At 71.0% G+C, this 21,293-nt stretch carries 23 protein-coding genes; 11 read left to right on the top strand and 12 right to left on the bottom strand.

What is annotated here, in order from left to right:
* Nucleotides 1-1,189, top strand: a 1,189-nt coding sequence (locus tag ABD317_RS09495; RefSeq protein ID WP_344289354.1) for an outer membrane protein assembly factor BamB family protein, incomplete at its 5' end; no start/stop codon positions are given.
* A gap of 1,274 nt (nt 1,190-2,463) precedes the next feature.
* Here the strand turns inward: ABD317_RS09495 and ABD317_RS09500 are convergent.
* The 3 genes from ABD317_RS09500 to ABD317_RS09510 all read right to left on the bottom strand — a co-directional run bounded on the left by ABD317_RS09500 (nt 2,464) and on the right by ABD317_RS09510 (nt 4,349).
* Nucleotides 2,464-3,453 carry an ArsR/SmtB family transcription factor gene (locus ABD317_RS09500; RefSeq protein ID WP_344289355.1) on the bottom strand — a complete coding sequence of 330 codons (990 nt, stop codon included), beginning with the start codon at nt 3,451-3,453 and terminating at the stop codon, nt 2,464-2,466.
* Nucleotides 3,454-3,844: 391 nt separating this feature from the next.
* A complete protein-coding gene (locus tag ABD317_RS09505; protein WP_344289356.1) occupies nt 3,845-4,012 on the bottom strand; it encodes a cholesterol oxidase substrate-binding domain-containing protein in 168 nt (55 codons plus the stop codon).
* A 187-nt stretch (nt 4,013-4,199) separates the two neighbouring features.
* On the bottom strand, nt 4,200-4,349 hold the full coding sequence (locus ABD317_RS09510) for a cholesterol oxidase substrate-binding domain-containing protein (RefSeq protein WP_344289357.1): 150 nt from the start codon (nt 4,347-4,349) through the stop codon (nt 4,200-4,202).
* Nucleotides 4,350-4,678: 329 nt separating this feature from the next.
* On the opposite strand from ABD317_RS09510, the gene ABD317_RS09515 reads away from it, so the two are divergent.
* Nucleotides 4,679-5,608, top strand: a complete 930-nt coding sequence (locus ABD317_RS09515) for a hypothetical protein (protein WP_344289358.1) — start codon at nt 4,679-4,681, stop codon at nt 5,606-5,608.
* A 31-nt stretch (nt 5,609-5,639) separates the two neighbouring features.
* Nucleotides 5,640-6,113: a peptidase inhibitor family I36 protein gene (locus ABD317_RS09520; RefSeq protein ID WP_344289359.1), complete on the top strand. Its 474-nt coding sequence runs from the start codon at nt 5,640-5,642 to the stop codon at nt 6,111-6,113.
* 670 nt (nt 6,114-6,783) lie between these two features.
* Here ABD317_RS09520 and ABD317_RS09525 read toward each other — a convergent pair.
* A complete protein-coding gene (locus ABD317_RS09525; protein ID WP_344289360.1) occupies nt 6,784-7,386 on the bottom strand; it encodes a TetR/AcrR family transcriptional regulator in 603 nt (200 codons plus the stop codon).
* A 123-nt stretch (nt 7,387-7,509) separates the two neighbouring features.
* Here ABD317_RS09525 and ABD317_RS09530 point away from each other — a divergent pair, with 123 nt between their 5' ends.
* A complete protein-coding gene (locus ABD317_RS09530) occupies nt 7,510-7,833 on the top strand; it encodes a hypothetical protein (protein ID WP_344289361.1) in 324 nt (107 codons plus the stop codon).
* 142 nt (nt 7,834-7,975) lie between these two features.
* Here the strand turns inward: ABD317_RS09530 and ABD317_RS09535 are convergent, their stop codons facing one another.
* From ABD317_RS09535 to ABD317_RS09545, 3 genes are read right to left on the bottom strand one after another with little or no spacing between them, the layout of a single operon-like run.
* Nucleotides 7,976-8,539, bottom strand: a complete 564-nt coding sequence (locus ABD317_RS09535) for a dihydrofolate reductase family protein (RefSeq protein WP_344289362.1) — start codon at nt 8,537-8,539, stop codon at nt 7,976-7,978.
* 25 nt (nt 8,540-8,564) lie between these two features.
* The gene (locus ABD317_RS09540) at nt 8,565-8,816 is read right to left on the bottom strand and encodes a DUF397 domain-containing protein (protein WP_344289363.1); all 252 of its coding nucleotides are present in this window, start codon (nt 8,814-8,816) and stop codon (nt 8,565-8,567) included.
* Nucleotides 8,813-9,628: a helix-turn-helix domain-containing protein gene (locus tag ABD317_RS09545; RefSeq protein ID WP_344289364.1), complete on the bottom strand. Its 816-nt coding sequence runs from the start codon at nt 9,626-9,628 to the stop codon at nt 8,813-8,815. The genes ABD317_RS09540 and ABD317_RS09545 overlap by 4 nt, the downstream gene beginning before the upstream one ends.
* Before the next feature lie 89 nt (nt 9,629-9,717).
* Between ABD317_RS09545 and ABD317_RS09550 the strand changes: the two genes are divergently transcribed.
* Entirely contained in the window at nt 9,718-10,164 is a 447-nt protein-coding gene (locus ABD317_RS09550) for an ATP-binding protein (protein WP_344289365.1), read from the top strand.
* 16 nt (nt 10,165-10,180) lie between these two features.
* Here ABD317_RS09550 and ABD317_RS09555 read toward each other — a convergent pair whose 3' ends face one another.
* A complete protein-coding gene (locus ABD317_RS09555) occupies nt 10,181-10,342 on the bottom strand; it encodes a hypothetical protein (RefSeq protein WP_344289366.1) in 162 nt (53 codons plus the stop codon).
* Nucleotides 10,343-10,397: 55 nt separating this feature from the next.
* The gene (locus ABD317_RS09560; RefSeq protein ID WP_344289367.1) at nt 10,398-11,237 is read right to left on the bottom strand and encodes a serine hydrolase domain-containing protein; all 840 of its coding nucleotides are present in this window, start codon (nt 11,235-11,237) and stop codon (nt 10,398-10,400) included.
* An 87-nt stretch (nt 11,238-11,324) separates the two neighbouring features.
* Between ABD317_RS09560 and ABD317_RS09565 the strand changes: the two genes are divergently transcribed.
* Nucleotides 11,325-11,738 carry a MerR family transcriptional regulator gene (locus ABD317_RS09565; protein ID WP_344289369.1) on the top strand — a complete coding sequence of 138 codons (414 nt, stop codon included), beginning with the start codon at nt 11,325-11,327 and terminating at the stop codon, nt 11,736-11,738.
* Nucleotides 11,726-12,748, top strand: coding sequence for an aldo/keto reductase (locus ABD317_RS09570; RefSeq protein WP_344289370.1), 1,023 nt, complete (start codon nt 11,726-11,728; stop codon nt 12,746-12,748). The genes ABD317_RS09565 and ABD317_RS09570 overlap by 13 nt, the downstream gene beginning before the upstream one ends.
* Nucleotides 12,749-12,794: 46 nt before the next feature.
* On the opposite strand, the gene ABD317_RS09575 is transcribed toward ABD317_RS09570, so the two are convergent.
* Nucleotides 12,795-13,661: a potassium channel family protein gene (locus ABD317_RS09575; protein ID WP_344289371.1), complete on the bottom strand. Its 867-nt coding sequence runs from the start codon at nt 13,659-13,661 to the stop codon at nt 12,795-12,797.
* A gap of 218 nt (nt 13,662-13,879) precedes the next feature.
* Nucleotides 13,880-16,627 carry a pyruvate dehydrogenase (acetyl-transferring), homodimeric type gene (gene aceE / locus ABD317_RS09580; protein ID WP_344289372.1) on the bottom strand — a complete coding sequence of 916 codons (2,748 nt, stop codon included), beginning with the start codon at nt 16,625-16,627 and terminating at the stop codon, nt 13,880-13,882.
* Between the two features lie 373 nt (nt 16,628-17,000).
* Here aceE and ABD317_RS09585 point away from each other — a divergent pair, with 373 nt between their 5' ends.
* The 4 genes from ABD317_RS09585 (at nt 17,001) to ABD317_RS09600 (ending at nt 20,277) form a co-directional block, all read left to right on the top strand.
* Nucleotides 17,001-17,441 carry a DUF3052 domain-containing protein gene (locus ABD317_RS09585; protein ID WP_344289373.1) on the top strand — a complete coding sequence of 147 codons (441 nt, stop codon included), beginning with the start codon at nt 17,001-17,003 and terminating at the stop codon, nt 17,439-17,441.
* A gap of 122 nt (nt 17,442-17,563) precedes the next feature.
* A complete protein-coding gene (locus ABD317_RS09590; RefSeq protein WP_344289374.1) occupies nt 17,564-18,049 on the top strand; it encodes a peroxiredoxin in 486 nt (161 codons plus the stop codon).
* A gap of 247 nt (nt 18,050-18,296) precedes the next feature.
* Complete coding sequence (locus tag ABD317_RS09595) at nt 18,297-19,445, top strand: DUF475 domain-containing protein (RefSeq protein ID WP_344289375.1); 1,149 nt, start codon at nt 18,297-18,299, stop codon at nt 19,443-19,445.
* A 97-nt stretch (nt 19,446-19,542) separates the two neighbouring features.
* Complete coding sequence (locus ABD317_RS09600) at nt 19,543-20,277, top strand: TerD family protein (protein ID WP_344289376.1); 735 nt, start codon at nt 19,543-19,545, stop codon at nt 20,275-20,277.
* A 60-nt stretch (nt 20,278-20,337) separates the two neighbouring features.
* Here ABD317_RS09600 and ABD317_RS09605 read toward each other — a convergent pair whose 3' ends face one another.
* Nucleotides 20,338-21,165 (bottom strand): TerD family protein, encoded by an 828-nt coding sequence (locus ABD317_RS09605; protein ID WP_344289377.1) that lies wholly within the window; start codon nt 21,163-21,165, stop codon nt 20,338-20,340.
* Between the last annotated feature and the right edge of the window lie 128 nt (nt 21,166-21,293).

Consider the following 21,293-nt stretch of genomic DNA (forward strand, 5'->3'; position numbering starts at 1 on the left):
CCCGGCTCCGGCCGGCCCGCACGTCGTCCACCAGCCCGACAACCCGCTGCCCGAACCCGCACCGCCCCCCAAGGAGGCGCGCAGCCGCCGGGAGGCCCTGGCCACGCTCGGCACGCTGGGCGCCATGGCGCTCGGGTTCACCGCCTGGCGCGCGTTGGGCGACGATGACACCACGAAGGACGGCAAGCGCGAAGACCCGGCCGACGAGGCCGAGCCCGGCACCCTGCTGTGGGACACGTCGAAGCCCTCACTCGGCCCGGTCGCGTCGTATGCCGAAGGGACGCTCTACGTCGGCGGCGACCAGAAGGTGTACGCGATCGACCCGATCAACGGCAAGGCACGCTGGTCCGTCTCGGTCGGCAAGCATGTCCGCACCCGGGCCGTGGTGGACGACAAAGCGCGCACGGCCTACGTCACCGACGCCGGCGGCACGCTCCACGCCCTCGACACCTCCGACGGCAGCACCCGCTGGACGTATCCCCTCGGCAGCAAGGTGCTCCCCTCGGACCCGGCGTTCGGTGACGGCACGGTCTACGTCGCCGGCACCGGGAACCTGATCCACGCTGTCGACGCGAAGAGCGGCAGGCGACGCTGGACCGCCGAGTACGCCGCCCCCCGCGACCGCGCACCCGGCGCGCCGGTCGTCGGTGACGGCACGGTCTACGTCGGCGCAGCCAACGGCAGACTGCACGCCTTCGACACCGGGGGGCGCGAACGCTGGGACTACGTCGCGGGCGGCTCTCTGCACTCCGCTCCCGCCCTGGACGACGACACCGTCTACGTCGGCAGCACGACCAACGGGGTGGTACACGCGGTGGACGTCGCGACCGGCGCGCGGCGCTGGGATTCCCGGGTGCGGGGACAAGTCAGCGGACTGGCCCTGTCGGGCACGTCGCTCTACTTCCACAACCACACCGACACCTTGTACGACGTCTACACCCCGAACGGCACGCAGACCTCCTCCCCGCTGGCCGGCGAGGTCAGGGTCGATCCGGTCGTGGGGTTCGCCACGGTCTTCCTCGGCCACGAGGACGGCACCCTGCGGGCGATCACCGTGTCCGAGGAGGCGTGGGTGTTCAGAACCGCCGGCCGGTTCCTCTCGCCCCCGACGGCCACGAACAAGGCGGTCTACTTCACGGCCACGGACAGCCGCACGAAGAAGTCCACGCTCTACGCGATGGCCGACTGACAGCCGGCCTCAGAACGCCCCGGAACGGTCTGCTGATCGCGCCGGTGGACCGTGGGTGGACCTGATGTTGCCACCCGGGCATCGGCACGGGCGGGGCACCTGGTGTGCCGCGTGGAACCACGACCGCGTCTCTGTGTCTGTGCGTCCTGCGTCTGCGTGTTCTTGCGTCTGCGCGTCCTACGCCCGCGCATCCCTGCATCCCCGCACTCCCGCCCTAGGGTAGGCCGCCCCTCTGACAGTTCTGTGTTCGTCACGGTGGCGGGCACCGTGCAGGGTACGGCGCCGGGGCGGGCCAGCGGGCGGGAGCACGGGGCGGGTGCGGGGGTACGGGGGCGGGGCGGTGGCCAGTCGTGGGGTGGGCCGGGTCGGGGGTACGGCGTCGGCGTGGCGGTCGTGCGTTGCGTGGGCCGGGTGCGGAGGGCTACGGCGCCGGGGCGGCGGCGCTCCGCGGGGCCGGGTCGGGTGCGGGGGTTCCCGGTGTCGGTGTGCCCGGTGTCGTGGGGGCACCCCCCGGGCCACCCCATCGCTTCAGTGTGCGGCCCTCCGTCCGGCGTCAAGGGCGCCCCCTCCGCTTCGCTCCGGGGACGTCGCTACGCGATGGGGCTTCGCCCCACCCTTGACCCCGGACTCCGGCCCGTGGACAGACCGGCAGCTATGAGGTGGCCCGGGGGGAGCGGGCACCCGAGGAACGAAACTACGAAAGCAGACCCCCGCGACGGGGGCGGAGCACCAGGAGCGGGCCCGCCCCGATCGCCGATACACCCGGGCAACGGGAGCGGAGCCGGGCCACCCCGGCCGGATCGCCGACGTACCCGGCCGACGGGGCCCCGGCCCGACCGCCGACGCACCCGGCCGACGGGGGGTCGGGCACCGGACCCGGCCCACCCCGGCAGCCGACGCACCGGGTTACGGGGCCGGAGCCGGGACCGCCCACTCCGACCGCCGACGCACCGGGCGACGGGTGCCGGCCGCCGGGCCCGGGGCTGCCCCGGTCGCGGCTGTGCCCGGAGGCGGGCGGCGGCGCCGGGCGGGCACCGCGGCAGGTCCGGCGGCTGGCCCGATGCGCAAAAGTCGGCCCGAAGGATCGGTATGCCCGGTTTGCGGCCGGTGTTACTGCGAGTTCGTCACCACGGCGTTCACGTAGGAGGCCCTGGGCAGCCCGTCGTCCCCGGGACCGGGTGAGTGGGTGTCGATGCGCAAAAGTCGGGCTGCCTGGGTGATTTGGCCCGGTTTCGTGGGCGGGCTGCCGCGGGTTCGTCCCGACAACGCCCACCTCACTCGGGGTTGGCGCGGAGCGTGGCGGCGCCCAGGGGGGTGAGGGTGTGCAGTACGGACGCGCCGTGGCGCTGGCTGAGGATCAGGCCCGACTCGCACAGGGTGGTGGTGTGGTGGCTGACGGAGGAGGCGGAGATGCCGATGGCGCGGGCCAGTTCGCCGTTGGTGGCGCCGCCCGCGCTCAGCCGCAGCACCGTGGCGCGGGTCTGGCCCAGCAGCCTGGCCAGGGGCGTCCCGCTGCCGCGGAGGTCTGCCGGGAGGGCGGCGGGGGCGGGCTCGTGGTGGAGCGAGTAGGTCAGCACCGGCGCCAGGGTGGCGTCACCGAGGGCCACCGGGTTGCCCATGTTGAAGTACGACGGGACCAGCAGCAGGCCGCGGCCGTTCAGATGCAGGTCGCGGTCCTCGGGGTAGACGGCGTGCAGCACGGGGCTCCGCCAGCTCAGGCACGGCCCCAGCGAGGCCAGGACGCCCTCGATCCCGGAGTGGAGCATGGCCCGGGCGCGGGCCGCGCGCTCGGCGTCGATGCGGGCCTGGATGCGGTCGTGCTGCGGAGCGATGGCCGTGTCATGGTAGGCCCGCAGGGCACGTACCAGGTCTCTGCGCGCCTCCGGCTCGCTCAGCCGCGCCAGTCGACGGAGGTGTGTACCGGTGGGTGCGAGCCGGCCGACCTCGTGCCGGACCCGCTGTGCCGGCGTCGCGAGGACGGCTTCCAGACCGGCGGCGAGTCCTTCGCCCGCCTCCGGCGGGGTGAGGAAGTCGGGGAAGTAGGCGGCGCGGGGCACCAGCGGCAGCAGCAGGCCGCGCAGGCTGCGCTCCGTGCCGGTGGCGCATAAACGGGTTCGGACTGTGCGGTGCCAATGGGCGTGGGCCCACCGCCCGCGGCGGGTCTGCAGCCGGTGCAGGCTGATGGCGACCTCCCACAGCGGATCCGGCGTCGCCGCCACCCGCGTCTTGAGTAAGTCGGCGTCGGTGAAGTGAATGCGCAGCATGATCCCCCCATTCCCTCCCCCCGAGGCGCCGGGGCGTCCGCTGTCCAGTGCGGCACACCGGGCGCGTACGGGGGTTGAAAAAACCATGAACTCGCCGGTCATCGACATCGGGAGAACGCTGGCAACGCGTGAGCGGAGCGCTCTCTTCCCATCAACAACCTGGGCTTTTCGAGCAGGATGAAAGATCCTGGCTGTTTGCGCCGCCCCGGATCCCTGCGACTCATGTTAAGTGGCCACCGAATTGTCTGACGTGGTCGACATGGACAAGCAGACAATCCTCCGGCCGCGAAGCGCGCCTCCGGTCACCCGCCGGCGCAAGCCGCACGGCGGGTGGGCTCCACGGCGGGGGAGGGCAGCAAGAGGAGGGCATGCCCCCGAAGGTGATCGGGGGTCAGGCGCGGAGCAGGTTGTCCAGGAAGGTGTTGCTGAAGACGCGGTGCGGGTCGAGCCGGTCCAGGATCCGCACGCCCCGCGCCCACTCGCCGTCGCCGTGGTCGTGTCCCTTGCGGTGGTGTAGCCGATGATGCCCAAGCGCGCCCGCTCCGAGGGCAGCGGGCACACACCCGCCTGCGGCGGCGCGGCGGTCCTCACCGGTCTTGGCCTGCTCGCCCCGAGCGGCCTGCAGGAGAAGTCGATCAGCCTCGCGGCGTGGGTGCTCCGCTCGCTGGAACGGCTACACCACGCGGCGGGACGCCACTGCCGCCGTACGAGGCGGTTACGGCCGTGCCGATGACCTCCCGGTCGGCTCAGGCCGCCGTGTCGGTGTAGCCCCAGCCCTTGGACCACTCCACCCGCGTGGTCGCGTATCGGCCGTCGAAGGTGCGCAGGCAGAGCCGCTCCAGTTCGCGGTAGAACTCCGCCGCGCCCGGCGTCGTGGGCTGGGTGAGGACGTCCACCCATACCGCGCAGTCCCATTCGGGGTGGTCCGGATGCGGGCCGGCATGGAGAGAACAAGGGCGCCGCGTAAGCGGAGCGCTCACTTCCCGGCACCGGCCTGGACATTTCGTACTGGATGAAAGGGCCTGGTCAGGTCTCATGTGTCACCGGCAAGGTGGCATACACGGATCCGGCGCGGGCGTTCGTTCACGGAATTGTCTGATGCGGTCGACACGGTCTGCCAGACAACCTTCCGGCCGACGAAGCTCAAGTCCTGCCGGATGCGGAGGCGAACCACACGGCTGGCGAGGGCGTAACGGGTCTTTCCAGTGGAGCCGAGGGGGCCGGGATGAAGCGCGGTGCGCTAGGGGTTGCGGGCGTTGCTCTGGTGCTGGGTGCGTTGCTTGCCGTGTCGCTGGCAGAACGTGACCAGTCGTCTGCGGCGCCCGCAGCCCATGAGATCACTGCCGTGGAGACCAACGTGCTCTACGACGCGGAACAGTTGCTGATCGGCAAGTGTATGGAGCATCACGGATTCTACTACCGGCCCGTGAGTCGCAATCCGGTTCCCGAGTACCGGGAATTTCCCTACGTGGTCGACGATGTGAACTGGGCTCGGAAACACGGCTATGGATTCGATGTGCGTCGCCGCCTGGATGAAAAACTGTCGGCCCATCCCAATAGCGTGCACACCGCAGCGCTTTCGCCCGAGCGCCGACAGCAGTGGTTCCAGACGTACGGCGGCAGCGGTGCACAACGGCTGACGGCGAAGATGCCCAGGGGAGGGGTCCTGCGCCGCAGCGACGACGGCTGCGTCATGGAAGCGCAGCGGTTCCTGTACCGCAACCTGCAGGACTGGTTTCAAGTAGACAGCGCGGCCAGCGACCTTGAGGGCCTGAAGCAGGAACGAGTCGTCGACGACGGCACATTCACCACAGCCACCCGGCCGTGGGCCCGGTGCATGCACCGCTCAGGTCATGACTACAACTCTCCGGCCGACATACGCACGGCGCTGCAGAAGGCGCCTCTGCGTAAGGACACGAACGCGCAGAAGGTGCTCGCCGTCGCGGAGGCGAAGTGCGCCGGACAAAGCGGACTGGCGGACACGGCCCGGCGTCTGGATCGCCACCACGCTAAAGCGGTTGCCGCCGAGTACCCGACCCACACGAACCTCAAGCTTCGGCTGGAGCGCGAAGCGCTCCCCCGAGCGCGAGCTGCTGTCCGGCAGCTCACGAGTTCCTCTCCGTCACCGGAGATCCCGGTATCACCGGCCCGGTGACACGACCATCACCTCACAGAAGGAGTTCATCATGGCCAACTTCCGCATTCTCCTAGCCGGTGCGGCTGCGGCAGGGCTGATCGGCGCGGCTGTCCCGCTGGCAGCTCATGCCGACGAGGCGGTCCGGTCTTCCGCCGCCACGGGCACCGACCAGATCGTCGTCCCGTACGGCGATGGTCACCTCTATGCCGCCGACAGGGCCAACGGGCAGGGCGACTACTGCAAGTGGAGCGGTAGCGACAACAACTGGCGCACCTGCAGGGACGGCGGCGCGAACCCTCGCAACATGCACAACCGGGCCACCCAGGTGGACAACCAGATGACCTATGACGTGAAGCTGTACGACGGCCTGGGCTACGGGGGTGCCTGGCGTTGCATGCAGAGCAATACCCACTACGACAACCTCTCGCTGGGCCGTGAGGTGTTCAACCGCGGATCCGGGTCCGGCCTCGGCCAGTCGATGAACAATCGCATCTCCTCCCATTCGAGGTCTGCCAATTGCTGATTGCACGAGAAGGACCCCGTGTCCGCCCTCAGTGGTGATCCTCCTGAGGGACTGATCCAGCGGGGGCTCGTCCTCGCCACACACGGGGCATGGCCCGCCGGCGCCGCCCGGCGGGCCCTTTCCGGTACACACCGGCTGGTGTCCCCGGGCTTCGGATACCTCCGGTGAGCCATCCCGGAGTTCTGCCGGCAGGAGAGGCGCCGGCCGGTGGTACCGCGTCCCCCAGTTTGGTCACGGTGTACCTGGAGACCGCTCACCGGCACGGACGGCAAATCGTGGCTCATGCACACCTTCGTCTTCTTCGCAAATGGCGGTGTCGCGAGCAACTTCGACTACGACTGCGCTCTCGTCTTCAAGTGGCGGTGACTCACCCCCTGGGGGGAGGGGGGAGCGGGGCGCCCTGGAGCCGAGGTGCATGCAGATGCCCGCCGGCTGGCGTCCCCCCCCGCCGTCGCCCGGACCGCCCGGGTCGCCGACGTGCCCGTTTGGCGGGGGCCAGGCCCGTACCGGGTAGGCCCGGAAGCTTGCTGGATGTGCGCCGATGCACAAAAGTCGGCCCGCGTGGGCGATTTGGCCTAGTTTTGTGGGCGGGCTACCGCGAGTTCGTCTCGACAACGCACACCCCAGCCGCCACCGGCGCCCGACCCCGGCCGACCGGCCGAGGAGGGACTCACTCCATCGGCTCGGGAAACATGACCGTCATGACGCCGGCGGCGACGGCCGCCACATCGGTGGCGGGGTCGACCGCCGCCCGCAGGCCGAGGCTGCCGCCCAGCGCGCCCAGCGCCACGACAACCTGCTCCAGCGGCATGGCCGGCTGGATGTGCAGGCGGCGGCAAGCGCCTTCCAGCAAGGTGACGATCTGCTCCTCATGGCGGCGCTGAGCAGCCACCGAGACGGCCGCGGCCTCGGGGTGACGCGTCACCGCCGCCATGAACTCCATGGCGGCGGTGCTCCACCTCGCCGCGTCCTGGTCGTCCGTGAAGGCGCTCGGGACCAGTGCGGCGATCAGCTCCTGCCGACTGGACACCCGGTCCAGGGTTTCGCCGAGCAGTTGCAGGTGCGCATCGGTGTGGGCATCGACGACGGCCTGCCACAAGCCCTCCTTGCCCCCGAAGTGCTTGTACACGGCGCCGCGCGTGTAGCCGGCCTCCTCGGCGATCTCGTCGACCGTCGCCGCCAGGAACCCGCGGCGCTGGAGCACCGAGCGGCCCGCCGCCAGCAGCCGTTCGTGGGTGACCTGCTGCTGCTCGGCCCGTGTCAACCTGCCCACCTGACCCAACCCCGTTCAGTAACAGCGCGTTTCCAGAAACGGTACGTTACTGTGGTGAGGTCGGTCGATGCTTCGGATAGGGCGGGTCAAGGCCATGGGCGCGGAGGGGGGAGGCGGCGACACATGAGTGAAGTCGTCCCCTACCTGGTGGTGTCCGGCTGCCTGGGCGCGGTGATGGGGCTCTTCACCTGGCTGAAGCGCCTGGTGCTCCGCCGCGGACTGGCCGGGTCCGCTCTACGCGGCGCGCTGGCCTCCTACGAGGAGGCCATGCGCATCACCTCTCACGAGTCCCACGTTGAGGTCCGCGTTCAGGCCGACCGTCAGACGCCGGTCGTCTCCGACAACCCACGGTGGACCGGCCGCGCCCCAGCGGGCACGAGCGCGGCCCGGACGCGGCCGTCCCGCCGTCCAGGCAGGCGCCGCCTGCGCCGATGGTTGCGCCGTTAGCCAGCCGAGCGGCGACAGCGCCGACGTGCTGCTGCACGGCGGTCACCGCCGCCGCAGGTGCGCACTCCCACGCCGGGACAGCTTGCCCCTGACGACAGAGGCCCGCCCCGACCGTGTTGCTTGCGTACTCGGTGACCACGTCTCACACGTCGCCTTGTTGCGACCGTGCCTCCTTGCGCACGTGGAAGCGCAGCATGGTGACCCCGCCCGACTGGACGTTGCTGAACGGTTCCAGGTCGATCCGGTCGAGGCCCGGCGGCGCGAAGCGGACGCCGTCGCCGAGCAGCACCGGCAGCACGTACACCAGGATCTCGTCGACGAGGCCGCGCCGCAGGCACTGCGCGGCCACGTCGGCGCCGAGGATCTCCAGGTTCTTGTCACCGGCGGCGCGGCGCGCCGTGGCCACGGCCTCCTCGACGTCGCAGGTGAGGAAGGTGACGTGGGGGTCCGGCTCGTCCGGCGGGCGGTGGGTGAGGACGAACTGCGCCCCGCCGTCGTAGTCGGGGTTCTCGTCGGACATACCCTTGCCGACCTCGTACGTGCCCCTGCCGATGAGCATGGCGCCCGTCGCCGCCATGACCTCCGGGAACGTCGCCGACGTCATGTGCTCGAAGATCCAGTCCATCGTGTGGCCGGGACCGGCGATGTACCCATCAAGGGACATCACCCTGTTTACGACCACTTTGCCGGTGCTCGCATTCGTCATGCGTCTTCTCCAGCCAGCCCCGAGGTCAGGCGTCGGGGGCGGTGGCGGCGTGGGTGAGGAAGGCGGTCCAGGCTTCGGAGGTGAAGCAGAGGTGGGGGCCGTCGGGGTCCTTGGAGTCGCGGACGTGGACGGCGCCGGGAACGGGGGCCACCTCGACGCAGTTGCCGCCTTCGCTGTCGCTGTGGGTGGACTTGCGCCAGGCGACGGCGACTTCGACGCAGTTGCCGCCTTCGCTGTTGCTGTAGCTGGACTTGAACCAGTCGAGCGTGTCCTTCATCGCTCCTCCAGGAGCCGCGTGATGAACCGTAGGGAGTCCCGTGGGCTCAGGGCCTCGCGGGCGATCATGTCATGGCGACGCATCACGGTGCTGACCTTCTCAGGATCAGCGTAGAGGACTCCGGTCGTCTGGCCTTCCTCGTAGACGAGATGTTCGTGCTCGGGTGTCTCCACGATGACGAACGGGCCCAGGAAACCCGGGTGGAGGCCGCGATCGGTGGGCATTACCTGCAGGGTGATGTTGCGCTGCTCGGCGACCTTCAGGAGGTGGCGCAGCTGCCGCTTGTACGCTTCTTCGCCGCCGAAGCGGCAACGCAGCGCCGCCTCCTCGATGATGTAGCTGAACGAGCGGCTATGGATCGCGAGGAGCTTCTGTCGCTCCAGCCTTGCCACGACCCGCTGCTCCAGCGTCTCCTCGTCGAGCGGGGGCTGGTGCGAGGCCAGCACCGCCCTGACGTACTCCTCCGTCTGCAACAGGCCCGGAATGTACCTTGGTTCGTACGAGATCAGCGACACCGCCTCTGTCTCGTACGCCATGAACTCATGCGAGTACGACGCGAACTTCTCCGGCTGCAGGTACCCCAGCGCCGCCATCAGCAACCCCTGCGCATCGCACATGGCATCCGCCACCTGCAACGCCCGCGGCGTCGGACGGCGGCGGCCCTGCTCCATCATCTTCACGGAGTCGAAGGCGTACCCCGCCTCATCCGCCAACTCCTCCCGGCTGACACCCGCCCGCTGCCGCCACCGCTTCATCTGGTTGCCGCAGTACCGCCACTGCATCGGCGGCTGGGAGTTCTCATCCGTCGTCACCGCGTTCACCTCGCCGTTGAGGGGTACGGAGGTCCAGAGACCCCCTGTGTCCCTACTCACAGTAGCGAGTGCGGGCCACTCTGTGAGAGGTGAACCTCAAACATCCCACCACCCTCCCACCCGACATCGTCTGGCGGCTCCCCACCAGCCGCCGCAGCCCCGCCCGCGGCCGTGCTCTTCTCGCCGCCCAGGCACACACGTGGGGCCTGCCGCCCGACGCCGCCGACACCGCCGTGCTCCTCGTCAGCGAACTGCTGACCAACGCCTGCCTGCACGCCCGCGCCCCGCGGGACCGGCATATCGCCGCCCGCTGCGTGCTGGGGGACAAGGGGCTGCGCGTCGAGGTCTCCGACGCCGGGGACTGTGCGCCGCCTGCCCCGCGGCGGGCCGGGCCCGACGACGAGTCGGGCAGGGGGCTCGCTCTGGTCGCGGCGCTGGCGTCGCGGTGGGGGGCCTACCCGCGGCGGAACGGGATCGGGAAGACCGTGTGGTTCGAGCTGGACGGTGTACATCCCGGGCGCGGGCCCGGGACGTAGGCGCGTACGGCGTCGCTCAGGCCCCCGCCGGCCGGGCGTCCTCGGGCGCGTCGTCCCCTGCCGCGCCCGCCTCCGCCGGGTCCGTCTCCTCGGCGAGCTTCACCACGGCGACCGCCGCGACGACCACCCCCGCGGCCATGACCAACTTCTCTAACGCGTTGCCGAATCCGAAGAGCATCTCTTCCCCCTCACCCGTCAGTGGTCGCCAGCCTAGCGCCGACCGGTGACAGGGGTCACGCGCCCGCCGCCAGCTCCGCCAGCACCCCGTCCGTGAACGGCGGCCACACCTGCGTCGCCCAGTCCCCGAACGCCTTGTCGGCCAGCGCCACGCACGCCGCCCCGCTGCCCGCCGCCGTCGCCGCCTCCGGGTCCACCCACAGGAACGTGCCGGACTGGCCGAAGTGCCCGTACGTCCGCGGGGACGAGGACGCGCCCGTCCAGTGCGGCGCCTTGCCGTCGCGGATCTCGAAGCCCAGGCCCCAGTCGTTCGGGTTCATGTGCCCGTAGCCCGGCAGCACCCCCTTCAGCCCGGCCCACGCCACCGACGTCGCCTCCGCGTGCGTCTCGTCCGCGAGCAGCCGGGGCACCAGCAGCTCGCCCGCGAACCGCGCCAGGTCCGCGGCCGTCGACGTGGCGTCCTTCGCCGGGGAGCCGTCCAGCGTCGTCGCCGTCATGCCCAGCGGCGTGAAGACCGCGTCCCGTACGTACGCCGCCAGCGGTATGTCGGTGGCCTTCGTGAGGTGGTCGCCGAGGACCTCGAAGCCCGCGTTCGAGTACAGCCTGCGGGTGCCCGGCGCCGCCATCACGCGGTGCTCGTCGAAGCCGAGCCCGGAGGTGTGGGCCAGCAGGTGGCGTACGGTCGAGCCCTCGGGGCCCGCCGGCTCGTCCAGCTCGATCGCGCCCTCCTCGACGGCCACCAGCGCGGCGTACGCGACCAGCGGCTTTGTCACCGAGGCCAGGGGGAAGCGGTGGTCTGTCGGGCCGTGGGACCCGGCGAGCGAGCCGTCGGCGCGTACGACCGCCGCCGCCGCGGTGTCGACGGGCCAGGAGTCGATCACATGCAGGCTGTCCATGCGGCGAGCCTAACGCGGGCATATGTTGTTGCTTGGAGTGCACTCCAAGTCAGTAGCGTCGAGCGCGTCGAGAGTGGGGAGCCGGCAATGAGCCTGACCACAGCGGCCCGGGTACGGCCCGCGGGCCAAGATCACTACTCCATCAGCGAGGTCGCCTCGTACACCGGGCTGAGCGCGCACACGCTGCGCTGGTACGAGCGCATCGGGCTGCTCAACGACGTCCACCGCTCGCACACCGGCCAGCGCCTCTACACGGACGCCGACCTGGACTGGCTGGACCTCATAGGCAAGCTGCGGCTCACCGGCATGCCGGTGGCGGACATGGTCCGCTACGCCGAGCTGGTCCGGGCCGGGGACGACACCTTCACCGCCCGGATCCAGCTGTTCCGCGAACACCGCGAGGTGGTCAGGCAGCAGATCGCCGATCTGCAGTCGACGCTCGCCGTCCTCGACTTCAAGATCGATTTCTACGAGGGAGCAGCCTCCAGATGCACTCCTTGAACAGCCCCATCACCACGGTCCCGCTCGGCGGCGACGGCCCCCGGGTCGGCGTCCAGGGCCTCGGCTGCATGGGCATGAGCTTCGCGTACGGGCCCACGGACGCGGACGCCGCCCGCGCCACCCTGGACCGCGCGCTCGAACTCGGCGTCACCCTGTACGACACCGCCGACATGTACGGCGACGGCGAGAACGAGAGGTTCATCGCTCCCTTCATCCGCGCCAACCGGGACGCCGTCACCCTCGCGTCCAAGTTCTCGATCTCCGTCGACCCGCGGGAGCCGGAGAAGCGCGTGATCCGCAACGACCGCCCGTACCTGCGCTCGTGCATCGAGGGCAGCCTGCGCCGGCTCGGCGTGGAGACCATCGACCTGTACTACATGCACCGCCGCGACCTGCGCGTGCCGCTGGAGGACGCCGTCGGCTACATGGCCGAGCTGGTCCAGGAGGGCAAGGTGCGGCAGCTCGGGCTGAGCGAGGTCACCGGCGAGGAGCTGCGCGCCGCGCACGCGGTGCACCCGATCGCGGCGCTGCAGTCGGAGTGGTCGGTCTTCAGCCGGGACGTGGAGCGGACGGCGGTGCCCGCGGCCAAGGAGCTGGGCGTCACCTTCGTGCCGTACTCGCCGCTGGGCCGCGGCTTCCTCACCGGCGCGTTCGTCAACGCCGAGGCCGAACTCTCCGCCGACGACTTCCGCCGCACCATGCCGCGGTTCAGCGGTGACAACGCGGAGAAGAACGCCGGGCTGCTCGCGCCGCTGCGGCAGATCGCCGAGGCGCACGGCGCCACATCGGCGCAGATCGCGCTCGCGTGGGTGCACGGGCAGGCGGAGCGGCGGGGCATGGCGGTGGTGCCGATCCCGGGTACGCGGAAGCCGTCGCGGGTGGAGGAGAACGCCGCGGCGACGGAGATCGAGCTGACCGAGGCGGAGTGGGCGCTGCTGGAGCCGCTGGCCGGGCAGGTCGCGGGGCCGCGGTACCGGGACCTCAGCTTCACGTCCGCGGGACGGGAGTAGCGCGGGGGCGGGGGAGCGGCGTCGTCGTGAGGCCGCGCCCCCGCCCTCAGTCCCGGGCCGCCGCCGGCCCCGGCACCGCCCCGCCGGCGGGCGGCGCCGTCCCCGTGCCCGCCTCCGCCCGCCGCAGGGTCGCGACCTCCGCCCGCAGCGACGCCACCTCCCGCGTCAGCTCCCGCAGCGCCTCCGCCTGCTCCTCCTCGTGCGCGGTCTCCCGCTGCACCTGTGAGATGAACCACGCCGCGATGTTCGCCGTGACCAGACCCAGCAGCGCGATGCCGGAGACCATCAGCCCGATCGCCAGCGTCCGCCCCAGGCCCGTCGTCGGTGCCAGGTCCCCGTACCCGACCGTGGTCATCGTCGTGAACGCCCACCAGACGGCGTCGCCGAGCGTCTGGATGTTGGCGTCGGGCTGCCCGCGCTCCACCTCCAGCACCGCGAGCGCGCCGAACAACCACAGCACCAGGACCGAGCCCGCCACGTACGTCGTGAGCCGGACCTGGGCGGCGGCCGTCGCGAGCCGGCCGGTGAGCAGCAGCGCCGAGACGAGCTGGAGCAGCCGCAGCGGCCGGACGAGGGGCAGCAGCACCGCGCAGAGGTCGAGCACATGGGTGCGTACGAACCGCCAGCGGTCCTCGGCCAGCCGCAGCCGCACGGCGTAGTCCGCGGCGAAGACGGCCCACACGACCCACGTGGCGGTCCGGCACGCCGTGTGCAGCGCGTCCGGGATGCCTGGGTCGATGACCGGCACGGCGTACGCGACGGCGAAGACCAGCGCGAGTCCCAGCAGCGGCCGTCGCGTGTGCTGCTCCCACCGTGCCAGCCGCGGCGGCGGGGGTGCCTTCGCCGCGGGGGCGGCCTCGACGGAAGGGCTGGTGGGTGCGTGTTCGGTGGTGCTGTCCGGCTTACTGGGCATGGCCCGATGCTACGGAGACGGGGCACCCGCGGTCACGGCGGTGCGAAGCGGTGCGGCTGCGCCCCGCCGCCGGACGCGTCCCGCCCGCCGCGCCGCATACCCGGCCGGGAACGCCTCCGGCCGGTCCCGTACGCCCGTACGGGACCGGCCGGTGCACGTTTCCCGCGTGAACGGGGCCGCGCCGTGCCGTCAGGCACCCGCCGCCCCCGCGGGAGGTGTCAGGCGTCGCCGCCCGCCGCGCCCGGGTCGGCGGCGGCGACGTCGAGCAGCTGGTACCGGTCGATGGCCTGCTTGAGCGCCGAGCGGTCCACCTTGCCCTCCTTCGCCAGCTCGGTCAGCACCCCCACCACGATCGACTGCGCGTCGATGTGGAAGAAGCGCCGCGCCCCGCCGCGGGTGTCGGCGAAGCCGAAGCCGTCCGCGCCCAGCGACTGGTACGTGCCCGGCACCCACCGCGCGATCTGGTCGGGTACGGACCGCATCCAGTCCGACACGGCCACGAACGGCCCCTCGGAGCCGGAGAGCTTCCGCGTCACCCACGGCACGCGCTGCTCCTCCTCCGGGTGCAGCAGGTTGTGCCGCTCGGTCTCGACGGCCTCGCGGCGCAGCTCGTTCCAGGAGGTGGCGGACCACACGTCGGCGCGTACGTCCCACTCCTCGGCCAGGATCCGCTGGGCTTCCAGCGCCCACGGCACGGCCACGCCGGAGGCCATGACCTGCGCCGGGATCCGCCCGGCGGTGGCGGGGGAGAGCTTGTGGATGCCCTTGACGATGCCCTCGGCGTCGACGTCCGCCGGCTCGGCCGGGTGGACGATCGGCTCGTTGTAGACCGTCAGGTAGTAGAAGACGTCCTCGCCGTGCGGGTGCTCGGGCGAGGAGCCGTACATCCGCCGCAGGCCGTCCTGCACGATGTGGGCGATCTCGAAGCCGAACGCCGGGTCGTACGCCACGGCCGCCGGGTTCGTCGACGCCAGCAGCTGCGAGTGGCCGTCGGCGTGCTGCAGGCCCTCGCCGGTCAGCGTCGTGCGGCCGGCGGTGGCGCCGATGACGAAGCCGCGGGCGAGCTGGTCGGCCATGGCCCAGAACTGATCGCCGGTGCGCTGGAAGCCGAACATCGAGTAGAAGACGTAGACCGGGATCAGCGGCTCGCCGTGGGTGGCGTAGGCGGAGCCGGCGGCGGTCAGCGCGGCCGTGCAGCCGGCCTCGGTGATGCCGTCGTGCAGGAGCTGGCCGGTGGGCGACTCCTTGTAGGCGAGGAGCAGCTCGCGGTCCACGGACTCGTACGTCTGGCCGAGCGGGTTGTAGATCTTGGCGCTCGGGAAGAAGGAGTCCATGCCGAAGGTGCGGTACTCGTCGGGCGCCATCGGCACGAACCGCTTGCCGATCTCCTTGTCCCGCATGAGGTCCTTCAGCAGCCGGACGAACGCCATCGTGGTGGCGATCTCCTGGGAGCCGGAGCCCTTCTTGACGGCCGCGTAGGCCTTCTCCTCCGGCAGCTTCAGCGGCTGCGCGCGCACCACGCGCGTGGGTACGTACCCGCCGAGCCCCTGGCGCTTGTCGTGCATGTACTGGATCTCCTCCGAGTCCCGGCCCGGGTGGTAGTACGGCGGGAGGCCGTCCTCCAGGTCCTTGTCCGGGATGGGGAGGTGCAGCCGGTCGCGGAACCGCTTCAGGTCCTCGACCGTGAGCTTCTTCATCTGGTGCGTCGCGTTGCGGCCCTCGAAGTTCGGGCCGAGCGTCCAGCCCTTGATCGTCTGGGCGAGGATGACCGTCGGCTGGCCCCTGTGCTCCACGGCGGCCTTGAACGCGGCGTAGACCTTGCGGTGGTCGTGGCCGCCGCGGCCGAGGTGGAGCAGCTGGTCGTCGGTCATGTCCTCGACCATCTTGCGCAGCCGCAGGTCGTCGCCGAAGAAGTGCTCGCGGATGTACGCGCCGGACTCGGTGGCGTACGTCTGGAACTGGCCGTCCGGCGTCGTGTTCAGCTTGTTGACCAGCGCACCGTCGCGGTCCTGCGCCAGCAGCGGGTCCCAGGTGCGGTCCCAGACCAGCTTGATCACGTTCCAGCCGGCGCCGCGGAAGTACGACTCCAGCTCCTGGATGACCTTGCCGTTGCCGCGCACCGGGCCGTCGAGCCGCTGCAGGTTGCAGTTCACGACGAACGTGAGGTTGTCCAGCCCCTCGCGGGCGGGCAGGGACAGCTGGCCCAGCGACTCCGGCTCATCCATCTCGCCGTCGCCGAGGAACGCCCACACGTGCGAGTCCGACGTGTCGGCGATGCCGCGGGCGTGCATGTACCGGTTGATGCGGGCCTGGTGGATGGCGCCCAGCGGGCCGAGGCCCATGGAGACCGTCGGGAACTCCCAGAAGTCCGGCATGTTCCGCGGGTGCGGGTAGCTCGACAGGCCGTGCGGCGCCTTGGAGTGCTCCTGCCGGAAGCCGTCGAGCTGCGCCTCGCTGAGCCGGTCGAGCAGGAAGGCGCGGGCGTAGATGCCGGGCGAGGCGTGTCCCTGGAAGAAAACCTGGTCCCCGCCGCCACCGTCGTCCTTGCCGCGGAAGAAGTGGTTGAAGCCCACGTCGTAGAGCGACGCGGACGAGGCGAAGGTGGCGATGTGCCCGCCGACGCCGATCCCGGGCCGCTGCGCCCGGGAGACCATGACGGCCGCGTTCCAGCGGGTCGCGTTGAGAATCTTCCGCTCGATCTCCTCGTTGCCGGGGAAGAACGGCTCGTCCTTGGTCGCGATGGTGTTGACGTAGTCCGTGCTGCGCATCTCGGGAACGGCCACGCGCCTCTCGCGCGCCCGTTCGATGAGGCGGAGCATGAGGTAGCGGGCTCGTTCCCGGCCCCGCTCGTCGACGGCGCCGTCGAGCGAGTCGAGCCACTCCTGGGTCTCCTCGGGATCGAAATCCGGGACCTGGCTGGGAAGGCCGCCAATGATGATCGGGTTGCGATCGGATCCGGAAGCCACGCTGTTCCTTCGCTGTATGTATCGGTATCGGACTGCTCAGAGATGAGACATCGCGCTGATTCCCATCGTCTACCGCGGTTGCGGCTACGTCATCTCTACTGTTTGGTAACCCTGTATTCGTGCCACCGGGACGGCCGCGGACGGGCCGAACGGACTGATCGCCAGCGTACCCGCAGGCGAGCCGGGCGCCCGCGCCCCCTCGTCCGGGGGTGCCTCCATAGGGCGGGATCGACCGCCGGGTACTTGCGCGATTCGCCCGGCACGTGTGGACTACGCCCATCGCCTCGCGTGCGCGCGGGTGTGATGCTGGTTTCGGAGAACCCCGAGAACGCCGAAGACACGAAGACACAGGTACACGAGCAGGAGGCAATCCGTGAGCGCGACCGCGGACCACGCGGAGGAGCGGACCAACCCCGCCACCAGGCTGGGTTTCCAGGCCGGAGAGGTGGTCCAGGAGATCGGTTACGACGACGACGCCGATCAGGAGCTTCGCGAGGCCATCGAATCGATCACCGGGCAGAACCTCGTCGACGAGGACTACGACGACGTCGCGGACGCCGTCGTGCTCTGGTTCCGCGAGGACGACGGCGATCTGACGGATGCGCTGGTGGACGCCACCACGATGATCGACGAAGGCGCCCCGGTCTGGCTCATGACGCCCAAGACCGGCCGCGACGGTTACGTCGAGCCCAGCGACATCGGCGAGGCGGCCCAGACCGCGGGTCTGGCCCAGACCAAGAGCATCAACGCGGGCAAGGACTGGAGCGGCACCCGGCTGGTGACCCCGAAGGCGGCCCGCTCGACCAAGCGCTGACACCGTGCCGGGGTCCCGGCCGACGCGACGGGATCCCGGCGCGGGGCCCCCGGCGCGGGGTATCCGTGCCCCGCTCGTAGGCTCGTGACCCGGCACACGCTCGCAGGACCGGAGGTCACGACATGGCACTGGACGGGATCGAGGGGCTGGCGCCCGGCGCCGCCGCCCCGGACTTCGCGCTGCGCAACGAGCACGGCGAGACCGTGCGGCTCTCGGACTACCGGGGCCGGAAGGCGGTCGTCCTGCTGTTCTTCCCGTACGCCTTCACCGGCGTGTGCACGGGCGAGCTGTGCGCGCTGCGCGACCGGCTGCCCGACTTCGTCAACGACGAGGTCCAGCTGCTCGCCGTCTCCTGTGACACACCGTTCGCCCTGCGCGTCTTCGCCGACCGGGAGGGCTTCGGCTACCCGCTGCTCAGCGACTTCTGGCCGCACGGCGCCACCGCGCGCGCCTACGGCGTCTTCGACGAGGAGAAGGGCTGCGCGGTCCGCGGCACGTTCGTCATCGACAGCGGGGGCACGGTGCGCTGGACGGTCGTCAACGACCTGCCGGACGCCCGCGACCTCGACGAGTACGTGACGGCGCTGAAGGCCCTCACCCCCGCCTGACCACCGGTGACCGACGGCCTCCCGGCCCCGCCGCCGGGCCGCCGGCGGCCCGGTTCCCGCACCATCCGGCAGCCGCGCGGCCCCCGAGGCTTCCGCACCCTGGAAGTGTGCGGACTTGACACCACCCTGGAAGATGGGGGGCACGGCGTACGTGCCGGATCCGGGGGGAGCCGTGCGGGTACGGTGACGGAAGCCCGTGCCGCGCCGCGGAGACGGACCGACACACGATGAGAATGGACGACTACCAGTGGTGCTGAAAACCTTCGGCTGGTCTTTCGCGGTGACCGCCGCAGGCCTTGCCTGTGCCCTGATCTTCTGGGGGTGGGAGGCGTTCGTCCTGGTGGCGATCCTGTCCATCCTGGAGATCTCGCTCTCCTTCGACAACGCCGTCGTCAACGCCGGCGTGCTGAAGAAGATGAACGCCTTCTGGCAGAAGATCTTCCTCACCATCGGCATCCTCATCGCCGTCTTCGGCATGCGCCTCGTCTTCCCGGTCGTGATCGTCGCCATCACCGCCAGGGTCGGGCCGATCGAAGCCGTCGAACTGGCCCTGGACGACCCCGACCAGTACGAACAGCTCGTCACCGACGCGCATCCCTCGATCGCCGCGTTCGGCGGGATGTTCCTGCTGATGATCTTCCTGGAGTTCATCTTCGCCGAGCGGGAGCACAAGTGGATCCCGTTCATCGAGAAGCCGCTCTCGCGCTTCGGCCGGATCGACGCGATCTCCGTGTGCATCGCCCTGATCGTGCTGCTGACCACCGCGATGACCATCGCCACCAGCGCCATCCAGCACGGCGGAGCGCATGTGGATAAATCGGGCACAGTGATGTCGGCGGGCATCGCCGGCCTCATCACGTACCTCATCGTCGGCGGCCTGTCCGGGCACTTCGAGGACAAGCTGGAAGAGGAGGAGGAACGCGAGCAGGAGGAAGAGGAGGCGGCGAAGCGCTCCGGCCAGCAGCCGTCCGCCGTCGGACTCGCCGGCAAGGCCGCGTTCTTCATGTTCCTCTACCTGGAGGTGCTGGACGCGTCGTTCTCCTTCGACGGCGTCATCGGCGCCTTCGCCATCACCAACCACATCTTCTGGATGGCGCTGGGCCTGGGCATCGGCGCCATGTACGTCCGGTCGCTGACGGTCTACCTCGTCCGGCAGGGCACCCTCGACGACTACGTGTACCTGGAGCACGGTGCGCACTACGCGATCGGCGCCCTGGCCACCATCCTGCTGATCACCATCAAGTGGCACATCCACGAGGTCATCACCGGCTGCATCGGCGTCGCCCTCATCGGCTTCTCCTTCTACTCCTCGCTCCGCCGGAACCGGCGCGTCGCCGCGGAGGGCGGAGACGGGGACGACGAAGTGGCCGAAAAGGAGCTTCCCTCCCGCGTGTAGGTTCCGCGCGGATCCCGATGCGGAAGGATTCCCCCCGGGGCCGGTCGCCCTGACCGTGCCCCGAGGGGTTTCTTCTCCGTCCAGGTGGGGGTGCGAGGTGTCGTTCTGGGGCAACTGGCGGCGGGAGGGGGTACCGCAGTTCGACAGCGCGGGCGCGTCGTACTCGGTGCAGCTCACCAAGCGCAGGCCGTTGATCTCGCTGAGCAAACAGGGATCCGACACCGGCAACCTGCGCGTCAACCTCTCCTGGCGGATGCGCACCTCCGACATCGGCGGCCGGCCCCGCCGGGACGGCCGGTCGCTGCTGCACCCCGCGAAGCTCTTCCGGCCCGAGGTGGTGCAGGCCCAGGGGCCGGCGGTGGTCAACGTCGACCTCGACCTGGCGTGCATGTACGAGCTGGAGGACGGCACCAAGGGCGTGGTGCAGCCGCTCGGCAACTTCTACGGCGACATCAACGACCCCCCGTACATCAAGCTCAGCGGCGACGACCGCTTCGGCTCGGGCTCCGGCGAGACCGTCTACGTCAACCTCGACCACAAGGACGCCTTCCGGCGGCTGCTGGTCTTCGTCTACATCTACGACGGCACGCCCGCCTTCGACCGCACCCAGGCCGTCGTCACGCTCTACCCCGCCAACGGGCCGCGGGTGGAGATCGCGCTCGACGAGCGGGCGCCGGAGGCGCGGTCGTGCGCGGTGCTGCTGCTTGAGAACAAGAAGGGCGAGCTGACGGTGCGCCGCGAGGTTCGGTATGTGTACGGGTTCCAGTCGGAGTTGGACCGGCTCTACGGGTGGGGGCTGGTGTGGGGCCGGGGGTTCAAGACGAAGACGTGAGGCCGCGGGCGCGCGGCGGCCGGGGGACGTCCGTGCGGCCCGGGCGGGCGCCGGGCCGGGTCAGCGGCCGATGAACTGGGGGCCCTGGGGCGGAAGCGTGAACGCCGGCGGGTAGCCGTACGCGATGGGGGGCGCCGGCTGCGGCTGCCCGCTCGGGCCGCTCTGGAGGTTCTGCCCGCCCTGTGGGTCCTGTCCCGCCTGCCCGCCCTGCCCCGACTGCGCGGCCTGCCCCGACTGCGCGGCCTGCCCGCCCTGTCCGCCGGGGGCGGGCTGCCCGCCGGAGGCCGGGTCGTTCGCGGGCTCCGGCGTCGGGTGGTGCCCGGTGTCCGTCTCGTCCACCGAGATCCCGAACTCGCCGGCCACGCCGACCAGCCCCGTGGCGTACCCCTTCGAGACCGCCCGGAACTGCCAGCCGCCGCCGGCCCGGCGCAGCTCGCCGCAGACCAGCGCCGCCGCCGCGCCGCCGTCCGGCTGCATGTCCACGTACGCGAACGGCTCCCCGGACGCCGAGTCGCCGCCGCCGGGCGCCGCCGCGTCGTGCAGCTCCACCCGGAGGTTGCGTACCCGCGCGAAGGTCCCGCCGTCCGCGGCCGCCACCAGCACCATCCGGTCCACCGACGGGTCCTGGTGGGTCAGCTGCGCCTCGACGGAGTCCGTCAGCCCTTCGCCCTGCCGCTTCTTCGGCAGCTTGCGGGCGAGCCCCGAGGGGTGCCGGGGCTGGTTGTAGAAGACGAAGTCGGCGTCGGAGCGCACCCGGCCCTTGTCGTCGAGGAGGATGACGCAGGCGTCGACGTCCGGCACCCCGGCCCCGGGGGTCCAGCGCAGCACCGCCCGCAGCGCGGCGACGGAGACGGACATGTCGGAGCCCTGCGCCATGGCATGCGTCATGCAGGCTATCCTGCCCTCTCGCCCGCGGCGGCCACAACGCGGGGCGATCGGGGAACGGCGGAGGGCCCCCGGACGTCCCTACCTACCGAATCACCGACGATTCCGCCCCCCTTCGCCCGCCCAACCCG

Source organism: Streptomyces synnematoformans (assembly GCF_039531005.1).
Lineage (GTDB): Bacteria > Actinomycetota > Actinomycetes > Streptomycetales > Streptomycetaceae > Streptomyces > Streptomyces synnematoformans.